The sequence below is a fragment of the Cytobacillus sp. FSL W8-0315 genome (genome assembly GCF_038002905.1).
In the GTDB taxonomy this organism is placed as follows: Bacteria; Bacillota; Bacilli; order Bacillales; family Cytobacillaceae; genus Cytobacillus; species Cytobacillus pseudoceanisediminis.
This window is the reverse complement of record NZ_JBBOOC010000001.1, coordinates 4,437,614-4,460,253: the sequence shown is the minus strand read 5'-3', so window position 1 is coordinate 4,460,253 and position 22,640 is coordinate 4,437,614. Positions and strand designations below refer to the sequence as shown.

25 protein-coding genes are annotated in these 22,640 nt (G+C 40.1%); 14 read left to right on the top strand and 11 right to left on the bottom strand.

Annotated elements, in window-relative coordinates; genetic code table 11:
- The first annotated feature begins 186 nt into the window (after nt 1-186).
- Nucleotides 187-1,161, top strand: a complete 975-nt coding sequence (locus tag MKY20_RS22840) for a proline dehydrogenase family protein (RefSeq protein ID WP_009331142.1) — start codon at nt 187-189, stop codon at nt 1,159-1,161.
- Nucleotides 1,162-1,224: 63 nt separating this feature from the next.
- On the top strand, nt 1,225-1,407 hold the full coding sequence (locus tag MKY20_RS28735) for a GNAT family N-acetyltransferase (RefSeq protein WP_257781379.1): 183 nt from the start codon (nt 1,225-1,227) through the stop codon (nt 1,405-1,407).
- A 35-nt stretch (nt 1,408-1,442) separates the two neighbouring features.
- On the opposite strand, the gene MKY20_RS22835 is transcribed toward MKY20_RS28735, so the two are convergent.
- Both MKY20_RS22835 and MKY20_RS22830 read right to left on the bottom strand, forming a co-directional pair.
- On the bottom strand, nt 1,443-2,228 hold the full coding sequence (locus tag MKY20_RS22835) for an endonuclease/exonuclease/phosphatase family protein (protein WP_009331139.1): 786 nt from the start codon (nt 2,226-2,228) through the stop codon (nt 1,443-1,445).
- 2 nt (nt 2,229-2,230) lie between these two features.
- Nucleotides 2,231-3,871 (bottom strand): PTS transporter subunit IIBC, encoded by a 1,641-nt coding sequence (locus tag MKY20_RS22830; RefSeq protein WP_251174396.1) that lies wholly within the window; start codon nt 3,869-3,871, stop codon nt 2,231-2,233.
- A 510-nt stretch (nt 3,872-4,381) separates the two neighbouring features.
- Between MKY20_RS22830 and MKY20_RS22825 the strand changes: the two genes are divergently transcribed.
- From MKY20_RS22825 to MKY20_RS22805, 5 genes are all read left to right on the top strand, one after another.
- A complete protein-coding gene (locus MKY20_RS22825) occupies nt 4,382-5,236 on the top strand; it encodes a MurR/RpiR family transcriptional regulator (protein WP_019381569.1) in 855 nt (284 codons plus the stop codon).
- A gap of 48 nt (nt 5,237-5,284) precedes the next feature.
- Nucleotides 5,285-6,667 carry a YjiH family protein gene (locus MKY20_RS22820; RefSeq protein ID WP_009331136.1) on the top strand — a complete coding sequence of 461 codons (1,383 nt, stop codon included), beginning with the start codon at nt 5,285-5,287 and terminating at the stop codon, nt 6,665-6,667.
- Between the two features lie 74 nt (nt 6,668-6,741).
- A complete protein-coding gene (locus MKY20_RS22815) occupies nt 6,742-7,560 on the top strand; it encodes a GNAT family N-acetyltransferase (protein WP_341003090.1) in 819 nt (272 codons plus the stop codon).
- A gap of 12 nt (nt 7,561-7,572) precedes the next feature.
- A complete protein-coding gene (menC, locus tag MKY20_RS22810; RefSeq protein WP_019381572.1) occupies nt 7,573-8,682 on the top strand; it encodes an o-succinylbenzoate synthase in 1,110 nt (369 codons plus the stop codon).
- A gap of 173 nt (nt 8,683-8,855) precedes the next feature.
- Nucleotides 8,856-9,767, top strand: coding sequence for a COX15/CtaA family protein (locus tag MKY20_RS22805; RefSeq protein ID WP_009331133.1), 912 nt, complete (start codon nt 8,856-8,858; stop codon nt 9,765-9,767).
- A 68-nt stretch (nt 9,768-9,835) separates the two neighbouring features.
- On the opposite strand, the gene MKY20_RS22800 is transcribed toward MKY20_RS22805, so the two are convergent.
- Nucleotides 9,836-9,961: a hypothetical protein gene (locus MKY20_RS22800; protein WP_019381574.1), complete on the bottom strand. Its 126-nt coding sequence runs from the start codon at nt 9,959-9,961 to the stop codon at nt 9,836-9,838.
- 99 nt (nt 9,962-10,060) lie between these two features.
- Entirely contained in the window at nt 10,061-10,255 is a 195-nt protein-coding gene (locus MKY20_RS22795) for an alpha/beta-type small acid-soluble spore protein (protein ID WP_009331132.1), read from the bottom strand.
- 278 nt (nt 10,256-10,533) lie between these two features.
- Here MKY20_RS22795 and MKY20_RS22790 point away from each other — a divergent pair, with 278 nt between their 5' ends.
- From MKY20_RS22790 to MKY20_RS22780, 3 genes are read left to right on the top strand one after another with little or no spacing between them, the layout of a single operon-like run.
- Nucleotides 10,534-11,802 (top strand): ammonium transporter, encoded by a 1,269-nt coding sequence (locus MKY20_RS22790; RefSeq protein ID WP_019381575.1) that lies wholly within the window; start codon nt 10,534-10,536, stop codon nt 11,800-11,802.
- Between the two features lie 35 nt (nt 11,803-11,837).
- On the top strand, nt 11,838-12,818 hold the full coding sequence (locus MKY20_RS22785; RefSeq protein ID WP_009331130.1) for a DUF294 nucleotidyltransferase-like domain-containing protein: 981 nt from the start codon (nt 11,838-11,840) through the stop codon (nt 12,816-12,818).
- Entirely contained in the window at nt 12,818-13,546 is a 729-nt protein-coding gene (locus tag MKY20_RS22780; protein ID WP_071156877.1) for an exonuclease domain-containing protein, read from the top strand. The genes MKY20_RS22785 and MKY20_RS22780 overlap by 1 nt, the downstream gene beginning before the upstream one ends.
- A 142-nt stretch (nt 13,547-13,688) precedes the next feature.
- Here MKY20_RS22780 and MKY20_RS22775 read toward each other — a convergent pair whose 3' ends face one another.
- Nucleotides 13,689-14,018, bottom strand: a complete 330-nt coding sequence (locus MKY20_RS22775; protein ID WP_009331128.1) for a hypothetical protein — start codon at nt 14,016-14,018, stop codon at nt 13,689-13,691.
- A gap of 154 nt (nt 14,019-14,172) precedes the next feature.
- Nucleotides 14,173-14,409 carry a helix-turn-helix domain-containing protein gene (locus MKY20_RS22770; protein ID WP_009331127.1) on the bottom strand — a complete coding sequence of 79 codons (237 nt, stop codon included), beginning with the start codon at nt 14,407-14,409 and terminating at the stop codon, nt 14,173-14,175.
- A gap of 198 nt (nt 14,410-14,607) precedes the next feature.
- On the opposite strand from MKY20_RS22770, the gene MKY20_RS22765 reads away from it, so the two are divergent.
- Nucleotides 14,608-15,171: an HAD hydrolase-like protein gene (locus tag MKY20_RS22765; RefSeq protein WP_341003084.1), complete on the top strand. Its 564-nt coding sequence runs from the start codon at nt 14,608-14,610 to the stop codon at nt 15,169-15,171.
- 88 nt (nt 15,172-15,259) lie between these two features.
- On the opposite strand, the gene MKY20_RS22760 is transcribed toward MKY20_RS22765, so the two are convergent.
- The 3 genes from MKY20_RS22760 to MKY20_RS22750 form a co-directional block, all read right to left on the bottom strand.
- Nucleotides 15,260-15,682 carry a pyridoxamine 5'-phosphate oxidase family protein gene (locus MKY20_RS22760; RefSeq protein ID WP_251174395.1) on the bottom strand — a complete coding sequence of 141 codons (423 nt, stop codon included), beginning with the start codon at nt 15,680-15,682 and terminating at the stop codon, nt 15,260-15,262.
- A 15-nt stretch (nt 15,683-15,697) separates the two neighbouring features.
- The gene (locus MKY20_RS22755; protein WP_009331124.1) at nt 15,698-15,964 is read right to left on the bottom strand and encodes a hypothetical protein; all 267 of its coding nucleotides are present in this window, start codon (nt 15,962-15,964) and stop codon (nt 15,698-15,700) included.
- A 334-nt stretch (nt 15,965-16,298) separates the two neighbouring features.
- Entirely contained in the window at nt 16,299-17,735 is a 1,437-nt protein-coding gene (locus tag MKY20_RS22750; RefSeq protein ID WP_009331123.1) for a carbon starvation CstA family protein, read from the bottom strand.
- Nucleotides 17,736-17,974: 239 nt separating this feature from the next.
- Between MKY20_RS22750 and MKY20_RS22745 the strand changes: the two genes are divergently transcribed.
- Nucleotides 17,975-18,715, top strand: a complete 741-nt coding sequence (locus tag MKY20_RS22745; protein ID WP_009331122.1) for a hypothetical protein — start codon at nt 17,975-17,977, stop codon at nt 18,713-18,715.
- 223 nt (nt 18,716-18,938) lie between these two features.
- Entirely contained in the window at nt 18,939-20,402 is a 1,464-nt protein-coding gene (locus MKY20_RS22740) for a UDP-N-acetylmuramoyl-L-alanyl-D-glutamate--2,6-diaminopimelate ligase (RefSeq protein ID WP_251174394.1), read from the top strand.
- A gap of 182 nt (nt 20,403-20,584) precedes the next feature.
- Here MKY20_RS22740 and MKY20_RS22735 read toward each other — a convergent pair whose 3' ends face one another.
- Both MKY20_RS22735 and MKY20_RS22730 read right to left on the bottom strand, forming a co-directional pair.
- Entirely contained in the window at nt 20,585-21,391 is an 807-nt protein-coding gene (locus MKY20_RS22735; protein ID WP_251174393.1) for a glycerophosphodiester phosphodiesterase, read from the bottom strand.
- 121 nt (nt 21,392-21,512) lie between these two features.
- The gene (locus tag MKY20_RS22730) at nt 21,513-21,815 is read right to left on the bottom strand and encodes a hypothetical protein (RefSeq protein ID WP_019381581.1); all 303 of its coding nucleotides are present in this window, start codon (nt 21,813-21,815) and stop codon (nt 21,513-21,515) included.
- Nucleotides 21,816-22,110: 295 nt separating this feature from the next.
- On the opposite strand from MKY20_RS22730, the gene MKY20_RS22725 reads away from it, so the two are divergent.
- Entirely contained in the window at nt 22,111-22,632 is a 522-nt protein-coding gene (locus MKY20_RS22725; protein ID WP_019381582.1) for a hypothetical protein, read from the top strand.
- Nucleotides 22,633-22,640: the final 8 nt, after the last annotated feature.

Genomic DNA, 22,640 nt, shown 5'->3' with positions numbered 1-22,640 from the left:
TCTGGCTGCCGATAGCCAGGCACTTTTTTTGTTTACAGGGGGTTGCTTTTAAAGTGGGAACCCCTGCAATGTTTTAACGAAACAGTGATAGGGAATCGTTAAAATATAAAAATTCACAAAATAATTTTTATTAAAAATCTATGCTATAATTTCATTGTGAAATTACAAGAGTTAGGGGATATTTCTATGTTGAAAGATCTGTTTATCGGCCTTTCCCAAAACGAATTTCTGAATAGCGCTGCAAAGAAATATGGGTTGAAATTGGGAGCGCAGAGTGTAGTTGCGGGAACAAATTTAGATGAAGCAATTCAAAGCATAAAAGAGCTTAACGCTCATGGCATCTCTTGTACTGTCGATAACCTCGGGGAATTTGTATATAAAAAAGAAGAGGCGGCAGAAGCGAAGAAACAAATAATTGAAGTGATAGAAGCCATTCATGAAAATCAGGTGGATGCACATATATCTTTAAAGCCTTCCCAATTAGGCCTGGATATCGACTTCTCTTTCTGTCTTGAAAATGTTAGGGAGATAGTAGAGAGAGCAAGCCATTATGGTATTTTTGTGAATATGGATATGGAAGACTCTAAGCGTTTGCAGCCTTCCTTTGATATACTGGATGAATTATCTAAAGAATATAATAACATAGGTACAGTTATTCAAGCCTATTTCCTGAGTGCTGAAGAAGATTTAATGAAATATAAGGATTTCCGCTTGCGAATTGTAAAAGGGGCTTATAAGGAGCCTGAGGAAATAGCTTATCAGGACAAAAGTGACATCGATGCTAACTTTATAAAATTAATAGAATGGCATTTGCTGAATGGCAAATTTACATCTATTGCAACACATGACCATAAAGTAATTAATCATATAAAAGATTTTGTAAGGGCTAACAATATCCCTAAAGAGAAATTTGAATTTCAAATGCTTTATGGCTTCCGCAAGGATATGCAGCTGAAGCTTGCTGGTGAAGGCTATAATTTCTGTACCTATGTACCTTTTGGGAATGACTGGTACGGCTACTTCATGAGGCGTCTGGCTGAAAGGCCGCAGAATTTAAACCTTGTTGCCAAGCAGGTATTTACTAAGAAAACCAATACTGTGATTGGTGTGGCTGCAGGAGCTTTCCTATTAGGCAGATTGACAAAGAAACGGAAGAAATAATACTGCGAAAGTCTCCCTGTTTTATTTAAGCAGGGAGGCTATTTTGTCTTAAAAGGGTACGGTATACCGGCTATAAAACTTGTGATAAAGGAAATGAAAGAGCTGTATGCTTGTAATGAAATCTACATATCAGTCATCAAGGAGAATGAGCCAGGTATTCGTGTTTATGAGAAAGTTGGTTTCGAACCAACAGGTGAGCTCTTTCAGGCCTTCCATCCTGAGCCCATCTACAAGCTAAAAGTGTAAAAAGAGTCCCTGACAGAGTTGTCAGGGACTTTTGCCTATATTTCAATTTCAACGCCATAATGATCTGAAATGATGGGTTTGTGTATGCCGTTAAAAATAACCCGAGAATATTTCGGCTGTATAGGCTGAGCCGAAAGAATTAAATCAATCCGCATATCATGTTTATTGTTCTCCCAGCCGGCAATCTTTCCTCTAACAGTAACACCAGAATCCTTCCTGGAAGCTAATTCATAAGTGTCGTAGAGCCCATTGCCTGTCAGAAAGTCATAACCTTCATTGCGGACATAAGCGGAGCTGTTGAAATCTCCCATTAAAATGGCGGATTCATCCTTTGGGACTTTTGAAAGTAGAGATTCAACCTGGAATCTATAGGACTCTTCTTGATCGTGCCACCAGCCGAGATGACAAGAATAGAAGGAGATAGGCTTATCTTGATGAAGTAATTTAATACCAACTATTTTCCGTGTCTTCCAGTGTTTCTGGTCTCGGTTTTTTGTAATGAAAAATGATTGATCTTCTTTTATTTCATGCCTTGTTATGATTGCAAGACCTTCTTCATATATATCGTAGCCAATATGTGAAAAATCCCATTTAAAAACGTAATCTTTCACACCTATTTTTCTCAATTCTTCAATTAACAACAGTGCATAATTATCTTCTCTGATATGGCCGTCTATCAAAGGGGCTTTGATATGCTGGCTGACTTCCTGCAGAGCGATGACATCATAGAGGTTCTCTTTAATTGCCTCAGCAAGAATTTTTATTTTTTCCAGCTGCTGATCCTCCTGCCATGAGTGGCAGTTTAGAGTTAATAATTTCATTGTTAAGCTCCCAGCAAGTCCTGTATATCAGATTTAAGGACATCTGCTTTGGGCCCATAAATTGCCTGAACGCCTTTGTCTTTAACGATAAGACCTAAAGCTCCATTCCTCTTCCAGTCCTGTTCACCAGCAACTGATGAAGTGTCCTTTACTGTGACACGCAAGCGGGTCATGCAGGCATCAACATCTTCAATATTTTCTTTTCCGCCTAATAATTCAATTAACACTGGGGCTAGTGAATTCTTCTTGACTGAAGTATCCGATGATGCAGCGATATTTTCTTCTTCAATATAGTTTCCATTACGTCCTGGTGTAGGGAAGTTGAATTTTCGGATCATAAAATTGGCAACACCAAAGTTTAACCCGAAGAATATTAGACAGGCAATTACAAAGTTTACAAGATCCAGCCATAAGCCAGCTTTTAAAATCATTGGTGTTCTTGTAATCAATTCAATGATGCCGAAAGAATGGACACGGATATTTATAATATCAACAATTGCAAAGGCCAGACCTGTCATAACTGCATACACGATATAAAGAAGAGGAGCAGCAAACATGAACATAAATTCGATTGGTTCAGTTACTCCAGTCAGGAATACTGCCAAACCAGCAGATAAGAACATCGATTTGTATTTCTTCTTTTTTTCATGATCTACATTGCGGTACATTGCAAGCGCAATTCCCAGCAGGGCAGCAGCGGATAGAATCATTTGGCCTACTTTGAAACGGGCAGGAGTAACATCATTCAGCAGCTGCTTGTAGCTTTCTGTATCTCCTGCAGTCAAAAAGTTATTTAGGTCAGCAATCCATGCAAGCCATAGCGGATCTTGTCCAGCCACCGTTGAACCTGCATTAGAGCCTGTCAGGATTTTGTAAGTTCCGCCAAGCTCCGTGTAATTAATTGGGACAGTCAGCATATGATGCAATCCAAATGGAAGAAGCAATCGTTCCAGTGCACCAAAAACAAATGGAGCAATAACAGGCGCCGTATTTCGTGATGTAGCAATCCATTGTCCGAAATCATTTAATAATCCTTGAATAAATGGCCACACAATCGATAAGACCAACGCAGCTGCAACAGAGCCGACAATTACAGTGAAGGGAACAAAGCGCTTTCCATTGAAAAAGGAAAGTGAATTTGGCAATTTATCATAGTTATAATACTTGTTAAATAAATTGGCTCCAAGAAAACCTGAGATAATCCCGACGAATACTCCCATATTCAATGCTGGTGCGCTTAAAACAGAAGTGAAATAGTCCGGGACAATAAGGTCTTGTCCAAACAGGGATTTTACCGCGGCCTCAGGATTACCTAACATGTCGGACTTTACTCCGAATATGGCGCCTGTGATTCTATTAATCAGAATGAAAGCAATAAGAGCTGCAAACGCTCCGCCTGCACGTTCCTTAGCCCAGGAACCGCCAATTGCTACTGCGAATAAGATATGAAGATTTGTAATAATGGCCCATCCGATATCCTCCAGTACTCGTGCAATCGCTTGCACAAATGCTATGTCAGTACCCGTCATGCCAACAAGCTTTCCAAGTGAAATCATAATACCTGCAGCTGGCATTACGGCCACTACAACAAGTAATGCTTTCCCAAACTTTTGCCAGAAATCAAAAGAAAATAGTTTTTTCATCGTTCTTCTCTCCCTTATTGTATGGGCTTTCATTAAATGGTCTAAAAAAGTATTTTCATAATTTGACGAAAAAAATTTCGATATATGAATGAATTTATTCTGTGAAAATACTATTTAGCTTTATTATTATCTTAAAATAACACGGGTAGAAAAATGATGCAACCGTTTGCGTAAAATGTTTTTTTAATCTTTTATGAATATCTAAGGAATTTCTCTTATATTTTCCCAAGTCATACATCTATAAAGAAATGCCTTAGAGTTTCTTTATGGATTAAATGCATAAAAATAAATTACTTTTACTAAAAATACATTTTTCTCTTGCTAAAGAAGTATTTCATCCTTTAAAATTCTCTTAAAGAAGGATTCCCTTCATGTAAAAGAATAGATTTCTAAAAAATAGATATTGATAAAAATAATTTTGAATAGTGGAAATTCTTCTTGTTAGAGAAGCATTTCATGCTTTATACTTTGCATAAGAAGTTTTTCCTTCACTATTCATGAGGAGCCGGCATGGATAAGAAGACAATGAGCCAGTTGATTAAAGAAAGCTATTCCTCACTCTCGCCAGGACAGAGGAAAGCTGCTGAATTTATTATGGAGCATGCTGATGAAGCTGTTCTATTAACAGCATTTCAAGTTGGGAAAAATGCAGGAGTCAGTGAGACAACGGTCATCCGTCTTGCGTATGCACTTGGGTTCAGCGGTTATTCCCAAATGCAGGATCGAATTAGAAAAGAGTGGCTTGCCGGGAAACAGATGGATTATTTTGAAGATGACTCTTCCATAGAAAATGCTGCGAAAGAGAATCTGTTTAGGAGAGTCATTGATCAGGAGAGGAAGATACTTCGGCAATTGCTTGATCAGGTTGATGAAAGGGAAATCTGGAAAGCGATTGATGCATTAATCCGTGCAGACAGGGTTTATGTTGGTGGTTTTGGCAGCTCTTTTGCCGCAGCATACTGGTTTTATTACACACTTAAACAAATAAGGGGAAATGTTTATATCTCAAGCCCTAACGGTTTTCTTTCTGAGGATGTGTGTGATTTAACAGATCAATCGGCCGTTGTCATTTTTTCTTTTCCTCGCTATCGGAAAGAAGCGTTAAAGCTTGCTTCTTTTGCTGAAAGGCAAGATTCCGGGATTATTGCCATAACAGACCGCCAGCTGTCGCCTATCGGGCAGTTGGCAGCAGTTACGCTTACTACGGATGAGCTTATGGATTCAGGACATCATTCGGCAGCTTCCGTAATTAGTTTACTGGAGGTACTGATTGCAGGTATCGATGAACGGGATCATGAAAGAATTGCAAAAAGACAGCAGGAACTGGAAATCTTATATGCTGAACAAGAGCGGTTTTTTGAGTAAGTTTGAACAGCAGGGGAGTTAATACAAGAAATAAAGGGGGCAAAATGAATGAGCAGTTTATCAAAGAAGATGATTCAGCAGGAGGAAAGGCCATCCTACACAACCGGGGACTATTTAAAGTTTTTAATTCCTTCTCTAATCGGGGTTTTACTATTTATGGTACCGATTCAAGGAGCTGATGGAATTACCATCCCCGTTGCTTATTTAGCAAATCAAATTAATGGTTTACTGGGAGATTCCATACCTTCAATTACAGTTTTGATCATGGCTCTTTCAGTAATTGGCTCACTGATAGCAGTAATTTTTAAACCGGGCTTTATCTTGGACAGTCCATATCTGAACAAATTACTGAATGTGAGCAAGTTTTGGGTGGCGGCCCGTTTATTTGGAACAGTTTTTGCTATTATTACATTATTTGAGTTCGGTTTGGAACCGATATATTCAGAGAATACGGGTGCGCTCTTAATCTATGATTTAATTCCTATACTATTTACTACATTTCTTCTGGCAGGATTATTGCTGCCGCTTCTATTAAATTTCGGTCTCCTCGAATTTTTTGGTGCATTATTGATCAAAGTTATGAGGCCAGTTTTTAAGCTGCCGGGGCGTTCTTCGCTTGATTGTCTGGCATCATGGGTAGGTGACGGGACAATTGGAGTCCTGTTAACGACAAAACAATACGAAGAAGGGTATTACACAAAGCGTGAGGCAGCAGTGGTGGCAACAACCTTCTCAGTTGTTTCCATTACTTTTACAATTGTAATTATTCAATATTTAAACTTAGAGCAATACTTCATTCATTATTATTTAACGATTATTCTGGCTGGTCTGGTGGCAGCTATAGTAATGCCTCGAATACCGCCTTTATCAAGGAAAGCGGATACAGCTTATGAAGGGACAGAGCTCAAGGCGGAAACGAATATCCCTACACACACTACACCTGTTAAATGGGGATTAAATAATGCTATTAAGAAAGCGCGTACAAATAATAGTGCAGCCGCTGTTGTAAAAGAAGGTGTTGAAAATGTTTTGGACATGTGGATGGGAGTACTGCCAATTGTTATGGCGATTGGAACGGTTGCCTTGGTAATAGCTGAATTTACCCCTGCATTTACTATTCTTGGCAAGCCGTTTGAACCGATCCTAGCCCTGATGCAAATTCCGGAGGCAGCTGAAGCAGCCCAGACAATGGTGGTTGGATTTGCAGATATGTTCCTTCCAGCTGTCATCGGCAGCGGCATTGAAAGTGAAATGACAAGATTTATTATTGCCTGTGTCTCTGTAACACAGCTGGTATATATGTCTGAAATGGGCGGCCTGCTATTAGGTTCAAATCTGCCTGTCAGCATTAAGGATTTAATTCTAATTTTCCTTCTGCGTACTATTATAACACTGCCAATTGTAGCAACTGTGGCACATATTATTTTTTAGAAACTTTATAGCATTCATAAAAAAAGCAGCATAGAGGACTGGGAACTTTGGATATGTAGGAAGGGGGAAGGTTTATGAAGCAAGAAGAATTAACATCACTGGCAATTAAAAACCTTCACACAGTTAAGGATCTTGAAGCTGTATACGAACTTGAAACCCGCATATGGAGTGCGGAAGAAGCGGTGCCGGTTAATCATACGGTGGCAACGGTTAAAAATGGCGGGTTTGTGTTAGGTGCTTTCCTTGAAGAGGAACTGATTGGATTTCAATACAGCTTTCCTGGCTTTGACGGCACAAAGGTATATCTTTGCTCTCACAGCCTTGGGGTTCACGAGGAGTACCGGGCGTTCGGGATTGGAGAAAAGCTGAAACATGCTCAAAAAAAGACAGCGCTTGAGAAAGGCTATGATCTTATTTCGTGGACATATGACCCGCTTGAAACGGTTAATGCCAATCTCAATCTGCATAAACTCGGTGCGGTATGCACTCAATATATTGAAAATGCTTATGGTGAAATGTCAGACCATATGAATGCAGGCATACCATCAGACCGATTTGTAGTGGAGTGGCGAATTAAAGGGGAATGTCCTGAACGTCAATGGTCTGAAGAGGTTCTGCCGATGGCATTGGAAACAGGTATGGCGGATGGCTTTTATTTTCCTGATAATACACAGTTGTTTCATGAAAATGAAAAAATTCTTATCCCGGTTCCGGGGAATTTTCAAGATATAAAAAAGCGGGATTTTGAATTGGCTTTGAAATGGAGGGAGAGCACGAAAGAAGTATTCGTTCATTATTTCAGCAAAGGCTGGATTGTAACGGATCTGATAAGGGACATAACCGCGGAAAACCAATACTTATATCTCTTGGAAAAAGAAAAGGGATACTGCTAGGAGAATGGGAAGATGGACATTAAAAGCATCGTTTTAAGGCACGTCAAAATGGAGCTGCTGAATCCATTTACAACAAGTGTCGGAACGGAAGTGGATAAGGACTTTATTCTGGTAGAAGTAAAATCAAAAAGCGGCGAGTCAGGCTGGGCTGAATCGGTTTCCATTATGGAGCCGATATACAATGAAGAAACAGTTAAAACAAATTGGCATATAATGAGTGATCATTTAATACCGATCCTTTTTGCATCAGAAATCCGGCACCCTGATGATGTTTCAGAGGCATTCAGGCCTATCAGGGGAAACTTTAATGCCAAAGCAGCGCTAGAGGGTGCTGTCTGGGACCTTTATGCCCGGGAGAAGGGGATTTCTCTCGCAAAAGCTTTAGGCGGAGTAAAGGAAAAAATAGAAGTGGGCGTAAGTGTGGGCATACAGGAGTCGGAAGTAAAGATGCTCAAGCAAATTGAAGGTTATGTAAATGAAGGTTACCGGCGGATTAAGGTGAAAATCAAGCCCGGCTGGGATGTGCATATTTTAAAATCCATTCGTGCCCAATTTCCTGAAATACAGCTTATGGCTGATGCCAATTGCGCCTATACACTTAATGATATTGATCATCTTCAAAGGATGGAGGAGTTTAATCTTATGATGATTGAACAGCCTCTAGATCATGATGATATTATCGACCATGCCAAGCTTCAAAGTCATCTGAAAACGCCAATTTGCCTTGATGAAAGTATACATACCTTTGAGGATGCAAGAAAAGCGATTGAGCTTGGAAGCTGCAGAATCATAAATCTTAAAATCGGCCGTGTTGGAGGACTGACAGAGTCCAGAAGAATTCACGACCTTTGCGAAGATCATAACATTCCGATGTGGTGTGGCGGAATGCTTGAAGCTGGAATAGGCCGTGCGCACAATATTGCCATTACTTCGCTGTCCAATTTTACGCTTCCTGGAGATACAGCGCCATCATCCCACTACTGGAAGGAAGATATCATCGATCCTGAAGTCACTATGGAAGATGGATTTATATTCGTGCCTGAAAGGCCTGGGATAGGCTATGAACCTAATCGTTCTAAACTAGAGGATGTCACCCTTTATAGCCGTACTTATTCAAAATAAATGACATGCATAGCTGCGCCAGGGGGAACTCTGGCGTTTTTTTTTTTTTTTTCTTATGTTGAAAATTGCATTAGGGCCCGCTTAAATTTGTGATTCATATCACCGAAAGTTTGTCCTGCTTTTGATAAACTGATTGCAAAATTGTAAATGCTGCAATAAAAGGGGTGTGTGCTTTGAAGGTAAATCGGCTGGCATTTTTAACAATTGTCCTTACCTATTTTCTGATTGTATTCGGCGGGTATGTGGCATCTTCGGAGTCAGGCATGGGATGCGGGCCGGAATGGCCTTTATGCAATGGTCTGGTAATCCCGATATTAGAAGGAGATACCTTAATTGAATTTGCTCACAGGGTTATCGGTGCAGCACTTGGAATAATGACGGCAATGTTGTATTTTAGTATTCAAAAATCAAATCCGGTGCGAGAACTTGATAAAGTTTCTAAGGTACTGATGGTGCTTTTAATAATTCAAATTTTACTGGGGGCTGCTGTGGTTTGGATGGATTTGCCTGCTGTAGTTGTCTCTGTTCACCTAATCGTAGCTATGCTTTTCCTGGCCGCACTGATCTGGATCTGGCGAAATGCTGATGAACAGCGATCACTTGCTGTATTCGGAAAAGATAATAGTTTGCAAAATAAATTTAACGGATTGCTGATTGTGACGCTTCTTACTTTATTCCTTGGTGCTTATATTAAGCATGAATCATTCGGATTGTCATGCGGATGGCTTGAATGTGCAAATGGTTTTATGCCTGTATCTATTCCTGCAATGGTCCAGACCGGACATAGGATTCTGGCTGGAGTTGTGGCATTTTACATATTTATTCTTACGTATCTTTCATTTAAAAATAAATGGGAGGCTGGGTTGCAGAATCGGCTCATGGCTGCCTCCTTGCTTGTTTTAATCCAAATCATTATCGGAATTCTTACCATTATAAGTTACATTGAAATATCCTGGGCCGTTATCCATCTTGCTTTTGGGACAGTGTTATTTGCAATTGTTTTTGAGGCAGGAGTTTTTGTATCACGATTAAGTAGGGTGATTACTCCAGGGAAAATAACCCGTAATCAGAAGTATTTTGGTTAAATTAAGAATGAATAACAACCACCCAAAAAAAGGCAGTCAAGTGACGTGCCTTTTTTGTGTGAGACTTTTTATTTTTGCAGATCTTTTTTTGTCATTTCGCTTCTGATATCTGCCTCTCTTGAGAATTCCGTATCCTGTTTTTGGTTTTTAGGATATTTGTTTTTTCTTTCGCGGTTATCATTTTTGTTGGTCATAAGTATGCCTCCGTTCGGTAATTAAGCTTTTGAGTGAAACCATTTTTTTATTAACCGGCCCATGGGCAGGGCCGGTTAAGTCCAGCAAAAAAACATCCTCTACTGATTTTGCTGGTTTTTAAGCTGCTGTTCTGCCATTGCGACAAGGCGCTTTGTCATCTCCCCGCCGACAGAACCGTTTGCTCGTGCGGTCGTATCAGCACCAAGCTGAACTCCAAACTCATTGGCGATTTCCTGTTTCATTTGATCCAATACATTTCCTGCACCGGGTACCAATAGTTTGTTTCTTGCCATGATACATCACTCCCCACGATTATTTGAGCAAATTAATGCTCGTTTTTAACTTATCCGATTAATGAAAAACAGATGCAACTATAAAATTGCCAATCGTTATAATCTGATAATAAAATTCATGTCAGATTATATAACACAAAAATTATAAATTTTCTAAAAACAGATTGACTTCTATAAAATTTAGAGTAAAATAAGGATTAAATTAAATGATGTTAGATAATATAACATTAAATTTATATTAATTCTTACATCAAAAAAATAACAGGGAGGAATGACAATTGGATGCCACATTTTTAATGAACAGTCTGTGGGTTATGCTGGGAGCAATTTTAGTCATTTTTATGCTTGGCGGTTTTATTATGCTGGAAGCAGGTTCTACCAGGATGAAAAATGCGGGGCATATTGCAGGAAAAACGATCTTTACCTTTGGTCTATCATCATTAGTGTTTTGGGCAGTGGGCTTTGGCTTCATATTTGGCGGTAACGCAAATATCCTGGTCGGGCTTACCAATTTCTTTTACTCAGGTGCTGAACTTGAGGGAATGGGCTTATCATCTTCGGTATTCTTCGTATTCCAGCTGGCATTTGCCGGTATTGCCATCACGATTGCACTCGGCGGATTTGCTGAACGTGCAAAACTATCCGTTTACCTCATTTTCACCGTATTATTTTCCGCAATTGTATATCCTGTTGTTGCCCATTGGATTTGGGGAGGGGGCTGGCTTGCAGAACACGGCAAGCAGGACTTTGCCGGTTCAACAGTTGTTCACTTAACAGGTGCTATGGCAGCCTTGGCCGCTACTATTTTACTTAAGCCCCGAATTGGAAAGTTTAACAAGGACGGTTCGGCTAACAATATCTATGGTCATAACCAAGTATATACAGCCTTGGGTGTGCTGATCCTGTGGGTTGGCTGGTTCGGTTTTAACGCTGGGAGTACATTGACTGTTGACGATGGGTTCTTTGGATTTGTAGCTCTTAATACAAATCTTGCTGCGGGAGCAGGCGCAGTATCAGCACTGATTATTTCCTGGGTGGTTATGGGGAAATCCGATGTGCCGACAATGCTTAATGGTGCTCTTGCGGGCTTGGTCGCTATTACAGCTTCCTGTGCATTTGTGGATACTTGGGCGGCTGTTGTCATAGGGTTTGTAGCAGGAATACTGGTATTCTACAGTGTGCGATTCTTTGAAAAGAGGAAAATCGATGATCCCATCTTTGCCCTATCTGTTCACGGTGCAGCTGGGGTTTGGGGAACATTATCCACTGGATTCTTTGCGACACCTGAATTGGCAGCAGTCGGAAAGCCAGGATTGTTTTATGGAGGCGGTTTTGAACAGCTGGGAGTCCAGTTCATGGGTGTAGCTGTATCCGGTCTTTATGCATTTGCTGTATCCTTCATTATTTTGGCAGCTGCCAAGAAAGTATTGGGAGGACTTCGGGTAACAGAAGAAGAAGAAATTATGGGATTAGATTTAAGTGAACATGGAAGCTACGGATATCCGGAAGTCTTCATGGCTGAGGAAAACAAAAGTTTAAGCTCATAAGCAGGACTCGAGCTTTCTTTAAAGGAAGTGCCTGGATGGAATCATCATTTAATTCTTATCAATCCCTGAAAAAGTGGAAAGAGGAACAGATAATATATCGCTATGATACCAGTGCCCTGAATGAATTTCACGACCTTATCATGAATGCTGTTATTAGCATAGCTTTGGAGCGATTGAAAATAGAAAGATCACCTTCATGGAAGTTTGCCTGGTTTACGATGGGAAGCGGCGGGAGAATGGAACAGGGCTTTCTGAGTGACCAGGACCATGGCTTGGTGTTTGAACCGGGTGAGGCAGAAGCAGAAGCGTATTTTTTGCAGCTGGGGGAGGAAATTTCAAAAGGTCTGCATGCAGCTGGATATCCCTATTGCGAAGGGAATGTGATGAGTTCAAATCCGCTGTGGTGCAAGTCGCTTTCTAAATGGAAAAGACAGATTCAAGCATGGATGCAGGAGGAGAGTCTGCAGACGATAAGAAATCTCCACATTTTCTATGACAGCAGAGTTCTTGCGGGCCAGGAGGAATATATAGGTGAATTGAAGTCCAGTATCCACACGAACATTCAAAAAAGCCCTCATTTGCTGACCAGGATGATGGAGACCAGTATGCATATAAAAAAATCAGTTGGTCCATTTGGCCAGCTTCTGACAGAGGAAAAGGGGAGCCATCAAGGAGAGCTGGATCTAAAATATGCAGCATTTATACCTTATGTAAATGCGGTTAGAATTCTTGCTGTCAAAGAAGGGATATTGGAGACATCCACTATTGCCCGAATGGGTAAGCTCAAAAAAATGAATGGCTATGATGAGGAAATGGGTAAATATGAAAGTAATTTTGCCGCTTTGTTAAAATGGAGACTTCAATCTTACAGGCAAACAGATACCTATGATGATACCCATTACATTCAGCTGAAATCCTTATCAAAATCTGAAAGAAATGAATTGAAAAATATTTTAAAGGATGGCAAAAAGCTTCATCAATTTGTAATCAGGGCCATTGAAAAGGGTGCAGGTTAATGGGATTCTATCCTTTTGTCCAATTTGTCAGAGGTATTCAAGGAAAACTTCAAACTAATATGTTTGGTGGGATGAATGGTCAAAATCCACAGCAAATGGCATTTATAAGGCAAATGCAGAGGGAATTGGAGAATACCGATTCAATGGCTATTCCATTCGGAAATTTGAATGTGGCTGTCTTTGATATTGAAACAACTGGGTTTTATCCGGATAAAGGGGATCAGATTATATCGATTGGTGCGGTTAAAATTATTAAAGGGAAAGTCAGTGAAGACAGTTTTTATTCACTCGCCCGATTTGAAAAGCCACTTTCAAACGAAATTAAGGAGCTGACGGGTTTATCTGAGGCTGATTTAGAAAAAGCCCCTCCTCTCTCGGAAGTATTGATTAGTTTCCTTGAATTTGTAAAGGATATGCCGCTTGTGGCCCATCATGCGAACCACGAGAAAAGCTTTATGCAGCACAGCTGCTGGAAGCTATTCCGTACGCCATTCAAGTATAGGATATTAGATACTTCCTTCCTTTACAGGATAGCTGATCATAATAAATCATTCTGGAGATTAGAAGACCTTTGTGAATTTTATAGCATCCCTGTTAAAGACCGCCATCATGCCCTGGGAGATGCAAAGCTTACTGCTCTCTTATGGTGCCGTTTGATCGAGGAGGTTCATAAATTAGGATGCTCCAACTTAAAAGAGGTTTACGAGCGAATAGCCAGGTTTAGCTAAACAGAAGATGCCCTAACACTGGCCGGACAGTAATTACAAAGTTTGCGTATAAACCAATAGGTAAATTAAAGCCCCAATCACTATGAGATTGGGGCAAAGTTGTTATTCCTAGGGCTCACGGCAGTAAGCACAAAGTTCTCCCTTAGAATTCCCCGTCAAAAGGAGTAAAAGGGATGTTAAGTCTATTCTCAACTGCCCTTAGCCTTTGGTTCAGCCGATTAAGCCTTCGTGTATGGCGGTCAACGGTCTGGTTCAGCATTTTAACCTGGTCAGTCAAATTTACCAGCTGCCTGTTCAGCCGGGTAATCTCTCGGGATTGCTCCTGATTTTGCCTTTCCAAAGCTGTAACCCTTCTTTCGAGCTGCTGGGGCTGTCTGTCATCATATTGTTCGTACTGCTGATAATCATATTCAGGGGTGAAGTGGGCTGCTGGCTGAGGAAGATAACCTTGATAATAGCCATATGGATACATTGGGCACTCTCCTTTTATGCAAAAATCCTATAACTCCTTATAAGGTATGCATAAGTGGGCGGAGAGACACGGCAAATGCCTATTTTAATTGCCGGGTGCTAATTTGTGATCGGTATCATCTGAAGGGAAGGTCTTTAAACAGCCGCATCTGTCTTTACATGAAGGGGGGAACACCTTTGCTGATTTCTGAAACAAGGGAAGTGAGTGATTGCATCTGCTGGTCATCGAGGTCAAAAGCAATTTTAATTTTATTTTCAAGATCAGCTGTTACTCTTCTCTTGCCTACCTCAACCAGAGCTATTAGAGAGAAGCTGCAGCTGACAACTCTTGCGAAATCACGCTGTGTCATGTTATAGCTTTTTCTGATTAGCTTAATAATCTCTTTGTTCATTCAAATTCATCCTTTGAAAATTCTCCCTATTTTTTATCAGGGCAAGATTTTTTTAGTCTTATAGCTATTAAATTAGCATTGTGCTATAGGTTTGTCAAAGTAATTTAATTACAATGGAAAAGCAGTTTAATAGATTAGCTGCATGTATAATTACTAAAATAAAGGGGAGAAAAAGGATTTAGAAGGGAGCTTTGCCTGTTGAATTTACTTTGGGATTTTGACGGCACTTTGTTTGATACATACCCAGCCTATACAGCGATTGTCAGGGAAGTAATGGGAGATGAAAAGATCTCGGGAGAAGAGATTTTTTGGCAGTTAAAGGTTTCATTCAGTGATGCATTTGAACATTTCGGCTTAAATGATGAACAAATTAAAGCAATCAGGAACATGGCGAGACAGTTGCGGCCCAAAGATTTAACGCCTTTTCCTGAGGTTGAGCATGTATTAAAGCAGGCTGATAAGAATGTTATTATGACTCACAAGGAAAGAGATGATGTTCTATCTATATTGGAGTTCCATAATTTGGATGGATACTTTAACGATATGGTAGCAGGTGACGACGGCTATCCCCGCAAGCCTCACACCGCTTCATATGAATTTCTGCACGAGAAGCATAAAGTGGATATAGCAATTGGAGATAGGGAAATAGACATTTTGCCGGCAAAGGAGCTTGGCATTAAAACTTGCCTCTTTCAGAATAATACTCCAGGAGCAGATTACTATTTGAGTCACTATAGAGATTTTAATAAGATAATAAAATAAAGCATTCAAGAAAATACGCTCCTGGCTAAAATTATGGAAGATACAATACAAGACGCCTGGCACGTCATTAGATGCCAGGCGTCTTGGTTTATAAATCAAGTGTTTTTGGTGAATTTTCCTTTGTGTTCATCAGCGTTATTTTAACCGGTTTAATTTCAAGAACAATTAAATTGGAATCGTTCGGACCATCGAACCAGGGTTCCATATTTTCATTCCATAGTTTTTCTTTTAAATCATCCGAATCATTAATAGAAGCTGTTCCTTCAATTTCTACATAGGAATCACCAAACCCTTCACCTTCATATCCTGCTAAGATATGAACGTTTGGGTTGGCTTTAATTTCATCTGCTTTATCTGTCTGAATGCTGGTGGGTGTAAACAAGGTAAGATTATCGTTAAAAAATGTCATGTAGCGGGAATAGGGTTTGTTGTTCTTCAAGGTAGAAAGGATGCCTATTTTGCTGTTTTCCAGTATATTTATGATTTTTTCCTTTAGGTTATTCTGACTCATAGTATCCAGCCTTTCTTATGTCCTTGTTCCATCGTCATATTTATCGCCAAACAGCTTTTTCTTTTTGATTGTTTCAAAGTCAGCTTTGTACTTTTCCTCTGTAGAAGAACTGCTCTTTATGTTTGAGCCGTTTTTTTCTTCTTCTTTTTCTTGTTTTAAGTCTTCCACTGGAATAGGATCTACATTCTTCTCACTTTCATACTTGTCAAATAAACTTTCTTTTTCGGTTTTATATTGCTCGGGGTTATCCATCTTTCCATCCTGAATGTTTTTGTCAGCCATTTTAGACATCCTCCTTAATTCGGCTTCTCTTCCTGAGGTTTTTCCGGCTCTCTTTGGGGCTCGATATCTTTGTTGTTTTCTTTCTTTTTTTCTTGTTCTATAGAATTATTTTTTTCTGAGTTGTATTATCTGACATTGTAAAACCTCCTTTAACTGTTAGTATTCATTACCCGCTTCATGAAGAGTAAAACGCAACGGGCCAGATATCCAGAGTGCAGGACTAACAGAATAGAAAGACAGACAGCAACTAAATTTGAAAAAAGGGTATTGGTCTGAAGGATTTCAGCAAATAAAAAAATGCACCTTCATTCTTGTGAATGAGGTGCATTTACAGTTAGGCTGCTGTTAAGCTGGTACTATTTTTGCCAAGCTGTCTATGTTTTATTATCTGGTAAACATACCATACTGCAATAGCAAGCGTAATGACTGAACCGATGATCATCGACAATTGATAATCCATCTGAAAGCCTTCAGGTGCATAGAAGATATACGTCGATACTACACCTGTCATAAACAAGGCAGGCACACCGCAAATCCAGTGGAATTTCTTATTTTTCAAGAGATACATCGTGGCGGTCCAAAGCATGACTGCAGCTGTAACCTGATTTGTCCATCCAACATATCTCCATAAGAAAGAGTAATCGATTGTTGCAAGGTATAAAGTTGGAAGAGCCACTGGTAAGGTGGTGATGACAACCTTCCATCTGCCATCCGTCTTCATAAAAGAGGACAGCGATTCAGCCAGCATCATTCTTGAAGAGCGGAGAGCTGTATCACCGGTTGTAATCGGAAGGATAATAACGCCTAAGATAGCAAGTATCCCTCCGAATGTACCTAGGAGGCTGCTCGAAATTTCATTAACGACTCCAGCTGGGCCTCCTGCTGCTAAAGCTTCCTGAAGACCTCCTGTTCCCCCGAAAAAGGTCATGCCCGCTGCAGCCCATATTAAAGCGATTATTCCTTCTCCAATCATTGCTCCATAGAAAACCTTTCTACCGTCGCTTTCCTTTTTCAGCGTGCGTGAGACAATCGGACTTTGTGTTGAATGAAATCCAGAAATGGCACCGCAGGAAATGGTGACCATCAGTAAAGGCCAGATAGGAAGCTCTCCGGGATGAAAGTTAGAAAGCGTTACATTCGGTATGGGTTTTTCGCTGAATAGCAATGCGACTGCAATGGATACAGCCATAAAAATTAAAATAGCTCCGAGAAAAGGATAAATTTTTCCGATAATCCGGTTTACAGGCAACACAGCTGCCAGGATGAAGTAAGCAAAAATAATGAACAATGAAGCCATAAAACTTAATGGTGTTATGCTGGAAATAAGCTGTGCCGGTCCAGCAGTAAATGCAGCGGCAACCAGTACCATTAAGAGAATAGAAAATATATTAATGGCTGTTTTGGCCGGTTTTCCTAAATATCTGCCAACAATAGAGGGAAATTGCTCGCCTTTATGCCTCAAAGAGAGCATCCCTGAAAAATAATCGTGAACGGCGCCGGCAAAAATGGAACCGGCCACTATCCAGATAAAAGCAACTGGTCCATATAAAGCCCCCATGATAGCACCGAAAATCGGACCCAGTCCTGCAATATTCAATAATTGGATCAGGCTGCCTTTCCACCAGCTCATTGGAACATAGTCCATTCCGTCATTTTCTGTGTAAGCCGGTGTAGGAATGTTATCATTTATACCAAAGATTTTCTCTACTACTTTCGAATAAGTGGCGTATCCTGCCACTAGCAAAACAATCGATCCTAAAAAAGTCACCATGAAACAAGCCTCCTGTTGAAAATGAATTATTGTTAAAGTCTGAAACTTATGAATATGTGGAATATTGTACAAGTAAAATGAAAGGAAAAGCAAGTCTATTTCAGAAAAAAAGATATTTTCCGATAATAAATAACGCTTCCATTTTCCGAAGAGTAGAAAAAGAGAAGAAAAATATTGAAGGAACCCTCCTGCAAAAGAAACCATAAGCTACTATAAGTTCATTTGAAGGGGGGAAGACAATGATTATCCTTTCGAATAATCAAAATAAACCGGGGGTTTCCAGCTTTTTTGGTGTTCAGCGTGAAATTTATCTTGCCCTGGAGAGCAGTCCGGAGACTCATCAATATGATTCAATGCATGAACTGCTGTTTGATATCCTTCTAAGGGAGAACATCATCAAAGCAGCCAGGCAGCTTTATGCCAGCCGAGTTGAATTTGCACCCTTTAACACATCGCGTTTCAATCCGCGCATATGGAGAGGGACAAAATATGGATACCTGCTCGATCCATCCGTTTTACCGTCAGATGCGATTATGGATGTGTTTACGAACAGCTGGGAATATGCTTTTGAATGTACGACAGCCATTGTGCTGATTTTTTATAAAGCTGTCTTGGACTCCATCTCTGTCAGCCGCTTCAATACACTATTTCAGGGGCTTCTTGTTTGGGACTGGAATTATGACCATGATCTATCGATTGTTACAAAAAGAGGCAGGAATTTCATACCTGGTGATGTGGTTTATTTTTATAATCCTGATTATGGTCATCCAGTTTGGACAGGTGAGAATTCCGTATATTTGGGCGGAGGGATGTTCTTTGGGCATGGGGTTGGCATGGAAAGTGAAGCAGGGATGATAAGAGCCCTTAATACGTTAAGGAAACCAGGTGCTACAAGGGATGCTTATCTTATTTCACAGCACAGCCGGTTGAATGTGAAGTATTTATCCCAGTTTGCAAAGCGGCCATTGTCTATAGTCTAAAACGCAAGTAAGCTGGTATTTCAATAGGGTGAATCGCTTATTTTCCAGAAGCATTCACCCAAATTTATCCTCAATTCTAGTATATTAAGACGATTTTCCGATCCCCCCCGTTATTTGTGTCCTTTAGAGGCATATTTCCTGTAAATATGGGAAAACAAAAGATAATGAATATAGACTTATACACCAAATTACTTGATGTTTAAACATTAAAGGAGACAGAAATATGAAATTATCCCAGGTTATTAAGTGCCTAAAGGATAGTGGGGAGATGGATGTTTTTACAAACGATCCTGAAATTAGAGGGATTGAAATGGATTCACGCAAAGTGAGGAAAGGAAGCCTTTTTGTTGCGATTAAAGGCTTTCAGACAGATGGACATCATTTTATTGGACAAGCTGTTGAAAATGGGGCGGCTGCCGTGGTGGGTGAAGAAGCCCTTGAATTGAATGTGCCCTATATAAAAGTAACGGATAGCAGACCCAGTTTGGGGAAGCTGGCAAGCTGTTTTTATGATCGTCCATCAAGGAAACATAAAATAATTGGCATAACAGGAACAAATGGGAAAACGACCACTGCCTATATTTTAAAGCATATCTTGGAGACTGCAGGCAGGACATGTTCCCTCTTGGGAACTGTATCCAATATTATTAATAACAGGGAATATAAGACCAGCAATACTACACCAGATGCTTTACAGATCCAAAAAATGCTGAGTAAAAGCCTTGATGAGTTTGTCGTTATGGAGATTTCTTCACATGCGCTGGAACAATCGAGAACAGAAGGTCTGGAATTAGATTACGGACTATTTACTAATCTGGCTCATGACCATCTTGATTATCATGAAAATATGGATCAGTATTTTCTTGATAAAAAGAAAATCTTCACCTTACTAAAAGACGGCGGTAAAGGAGTTATAAATCTCTATAATTCATGGGGAGAAAAAATGGCAGAGGACCTGCAAAAAGAAAAGATTCCTTTGATTTTGCTTGGTGATGATCAGTGCTGTTCAATAAAAGACGTTGCTATTAATGGGAGAACAGTATTTATTTTGGAGATGAAAGGTCAGTCTTTTGAAATTGAATTTCCTCTTCCGGGACACCATAATGTCTATAATGCAGCAATGGCTTTTTTGACAGGCGTTGATCTGGGGATAGACACTGCAGATATTATTAAGGCCCTGGCTGGATTCCCGGGCATCCCGGGCCGTTTTGAAACTATAATCCACCCTTCAGGAGCTAAGTTCGTTGTGGATTATGCCCATACTGTGGATGCGTTTGAATATTGCCTGGAAGCAGCGAGGCAACAGGGAGCGGAAAGAATCTTTCAAATTTATGGATTCCGCGGAGGAAGAGATCAATCTAAGCGCATGGACATGATTAAGGCATCTGCAAAATACTGCCATAAATTTTACTTAACGGCTGATGATTTAAACGATGAATCTGAGGATGAGATGATAAGCCAATTGCATCGGCTGAATAAAGAATTTGGATGCGGTAAGGGGGAAGTGATTCCCGACCGTACTTTGGCTATTCAGAAGGCATGGCGGGAAGCCGGGGAGAGTGACTGGATTTTTATTACCGGAAAGGGGCCGGAAGCTTATCAAAAGCCATTTGCTCTTCCGGCTGAAAGTGATTTGGAAACCCTGAAGCTGCTCCTGGAATCTGGGAGAAAACAGGCGGTGCTATAAGAAAAGCGGAAGCGCCTTGCCCGCGAAGGAACGCAGACTAAGAACGCCACGTCCTCGCATGTCCTGGGGCCTCACCCCGAGGGGGGAGGCTGTTTGTACAGACAGTTGTCGGCCTTCGGAATTTTATACTTCCTTATCTTTCAAAATAAAGGATGCAGACCATTATTGGTCTGCATCTTTTGTTATTCAATAAGATCTAGATAATCGGCAACAATCCCATCCAGTGGATAATGCTTCAACTTTTCTGCCTCTTTCCTGGAACGCACAGTCCAGGCGATTGCTTTCATGTGATTTGAGTGAATCAGATCGATCACGCGTTTATTAACCACAGTCCATTTTGGGTTCAGGTAACTGGCATATTCAGCAATATTTTTAATCTCAACAGTGTCAGGCGGATAGTTAATTAAGATGGCGACAGGGATTTCCGGCACCAATTCATGGAATCTTTTCATTGATTCGGTTTCGAATGACTGAACAATAATATGGTCGTCCCCTTTTGTGTGAAAATTTCTTTTCTTTAGTTCCTCTGCAATCATTTTTTCAATGCCAGGGTACAGGGAAGGTTTTTTTAATTCAATTAAAAGCCCGACGCGATCTGCATATTTGTCTAAAACCTCTTCGAAAGAAGGGATGCAGGCACCGCGGAATTTTTGGGAAAACCAGCTTCCGGCATCCATCTTTCTGAGCTCGTCAAAGGTAAAATCGGACACCTTGCCTTTATGGTCAGTTGTGCGGTCGACAAGTGAATCGTGAATCACAACAATCTTTCCATCCTTGCTTAATTGGACATCAATTTCCAGATAATCTGCACCCATTTCGATCGCACGGTCATATGAAGGGAATGTATTTTCAGGACAGTAGCCGGCTGCTCCCCGATGTCCGATTTTTTTCATTTTGTGAGTGGTGCTTGTCATTTTTTTTATGCCGAAAAATGAAATAACTGTAGCCAAAGCTGTAAAAAAAACATTTTTCATTACCTTCAAAGTCATTTCTCCTCGCCATTTTTTGCTCATCTTAAAGGATTTAAAAACATTTTGTCAACTGCCAGTGGATTTCTTCAAAATAAAATGACTCTGCCCCGGGATAAGGAGCAGAGTATCTTATCTCTGTTTATTCCCATTCTTCATAAACAATAGTACCGCCAGTCAGATCCAGAGTATTTCTTTCGCCCTTATAAAAAAGCTTTCCTTCTTCTTTAACAACCAGGTTCTCATATGTAAATACACTCTTTCCGGAAGGAAGCTGGATAATAATTTTCTCACCTAGTTCTTTTTTAGGGGCTTCTATATTAATGAGGCTTTGAGAATAAAAATATAATGCTGTAAAGACAGCAGCAAAAAAGCCCAATAGGACAATTGACATCAGCATAAATTTGCTCTTTGGCTTCCCCATATGCAATTCAGATCTTGTCATGTTCCCTATCCCTCCGCTAACTAGATATATTCGTCTATTCCACCAATTTTCGGCATTTAATCCCCAGTGGCGAATTTTAGTCCCAAAATAAGGTATGCAGAAATAGAGATGAAAATGACAAAAATGGGCTCAAAGTTAGACAAGCTGAACAGATAGAAGTATGAATATGGAAAAAACTGCGAAAAATGAAACAATTACAGGTTTTTGTCCGTATATAAATTAATCCGTTAAGGGAAAAGGGAAAGGAGGCATGGGATAGAATAGATGGACAATAAAATATGGATAGGGTGATGTAATGGAACTATTTGGTTTTCCTATTCAGACAATATATCTCTTCACACTTATTTTTTCGGGCATCTTAATTATTTTGTATGTGTTTTTTGGAGATATTGCTGACGGAATTGGGGAGGGAAGTTTTCTAAATCCTGTACTGATTCTTGCATTTATCACTTTTCTTTCCGCTGCAGGCTATATCTTTGAAACGGCAACCTCTCTTAATAGCGTGGTCATTCTCTTGATAGGAGCTGGAATTGCAGGACTGCTGGATGTACTGCTGAATATCTTTGTTCTTATTCCATTATCATCTGCTGAAGAATCTCTCGTTTACACAGATGAATCCTTAAGGGGAAGATTAGGTACGGTATTAATACCTATACCGGAGAACGGTTTCGGTGAGGTTTTGATTGAAAATATAAGCGGGAGAATTTCCAAGCCTGCCCTAAGCTATGAAAATACGTTTATAGCAGAAGGCAGCAATGTGCTGATCGTTGAAGTGGAAAATGGAGTTATTAAAGTTATCGATTATAAAGAATTATAGACAGGGGG

Excerpts from the sequence above, each read along its gene's own strand:
- MKY20_RS22840 (WP_009331142.1), top strand. The coding sequence starts at position 187 with ATGTTGAAAGATCTGTTTATCGGCCTTTCCCAAAACGAATTTCTGAAT.
- MKY20_RS22835 (WP_009331139.1), bottom strand. The coding sequence starts at position 2,228 with ATGAAATTATTAACTCTAAACTGCCACTCATGGCAGGAGGATCAGCAG.
- MKY20_RS22830 (WP_251174396.1), bottom strand. The coding sequence starts at position 3,871 with ATGAAAAAACTATTTTCTTTTGATTTCTGGCAAAAGTTTGGGAAAGCA.
- MKY20_RS22825 (WP_019381569.1), top strand. The coding sequence starts at position 4,382 with ATGGATAAGAAGACAATGAGCCAGTTGATTAAAGAAAGCTATTCCTCA.
- MKY20_RS22820 (WP_009331136.1), top strand. The coding sequence starts at position 5,285 with ATGAGCAGTTTATCAAAGAAGATGATTCAGCAGGAGGAAAGGCCATCC.
- MKY20_RS22815 (WP_341003090.1), top strand. The coding sequence starts at position 6,742 with ATGAAGCAAGAAGAATTAACATCACTGGCAATTAAAAACCTTCACACA.
- menC (WP_019381572.1), top strand. The coding sequence starts at position 7,573 with ATGGACATTAAAAGCATCGTTTTAAGGCACGTCAAAATGGAGCTGCTG.
- MKY20_RS22800 (WP_019381574.1), bottom strand. The coding sequence starts at position 9,961 with ATGACCAACAAAAATGATAACCGCGAAAGAAAAAACAAATATCCTAAA.
- MKY20_RS22795 (WP_009331132.1), bottom strand. The coding sequence starts at position 10,255 with ATGGCAAGAAACAAACTATTGGTACCCGGTGCAGGAAATGTATTGGAT.
- MKY20_RS22785 (WP_009331130.1), top strand. The coding sequence starts at position 11,838 with ATGGAATCATCATTTAATTCTTATCAATCCCTGAAAAAGTGGAAAGAG.
- MKY20_RS22780 (WP_071156877.1), top strand. The coding sequence starts at position 12,818 with ATGGGATTCTATCCTTTTGTCCAATTTGTCAGAGGTATTCAAGGAAAA.
- MKY20_RS22775 (WP_009331128.1), bottom strand. The coding sequence starts at position 14,018 with ATGTATCCATATGGCTATTATCAAGGTTATCTTCCTCAGCCAGCAGCC.
- MKY20_RS22770 (WP_009331127.1), bottom strand. The coding sequence starts at position 14,409 with ATGAACAAAGAGATTATTAAGCTAATCAGAAAAAGCTATAACATGACA.
- MKY20_RS22760 (WP_251174395.1), bottom strand. The coding sequence starts at position 15,682 with ATGAGTCAGAATAACCTAAAGGAAAAAATCATAAATATACTGGAAAAC.
- MKY20_RS22755 (WP_009331124.1), bottom strand. The coding sequence starts at position 15,964 with ATGGCTGACAAAAACATTCAGGATGGAAAGATGGATAACCCCGAGCAA.
- MKY20_RS22750 (WP_009331123.1), bottom strand. The coding sequence starts at position 17,735 with ATGGTGACTTTTTTAGGATCGATTGTTTTGCTAGTGGCAGGATACGCC.
- MKY20_RS22745 (WP_009331122.1), top strand. The coding sequence starts at position 17,975 with ATGATTATCCTTTCGAATAATCAAAATAAACCGGGGGTTTCCAGCTTT.
- MKY20_RS22740 (WP_251174394.1), top strand. The coding sequence starts at position 18,939 with ATGAAATTATCCCAGGTTATTAAGTGCCTAAAGGATAGTGGGGAGATG.
- MKY20_RS22735 (WP_251174393.1), bottom strand. The coding sequence starts at position 21,391 with ATGACTTTGAAGGTAATGAAAAATGTTTTTTTTACAGCTTTGGCTACA.
- MKY20_RS22730 (WP_019381581.1), bottom strand. The coding sequence starts at position 21,815 with ATGACAAGATCTGAATTGCATATGGGGAAGCCAAAGAGCAAATTTATG.
- MKY20_RS22725 (WP_019381582.1), top strand. The coding sequence starts at position 22,111 with ATGGAACTATTTGGTTTTCCTATTCAGACAATATATCTCTTCACACTT.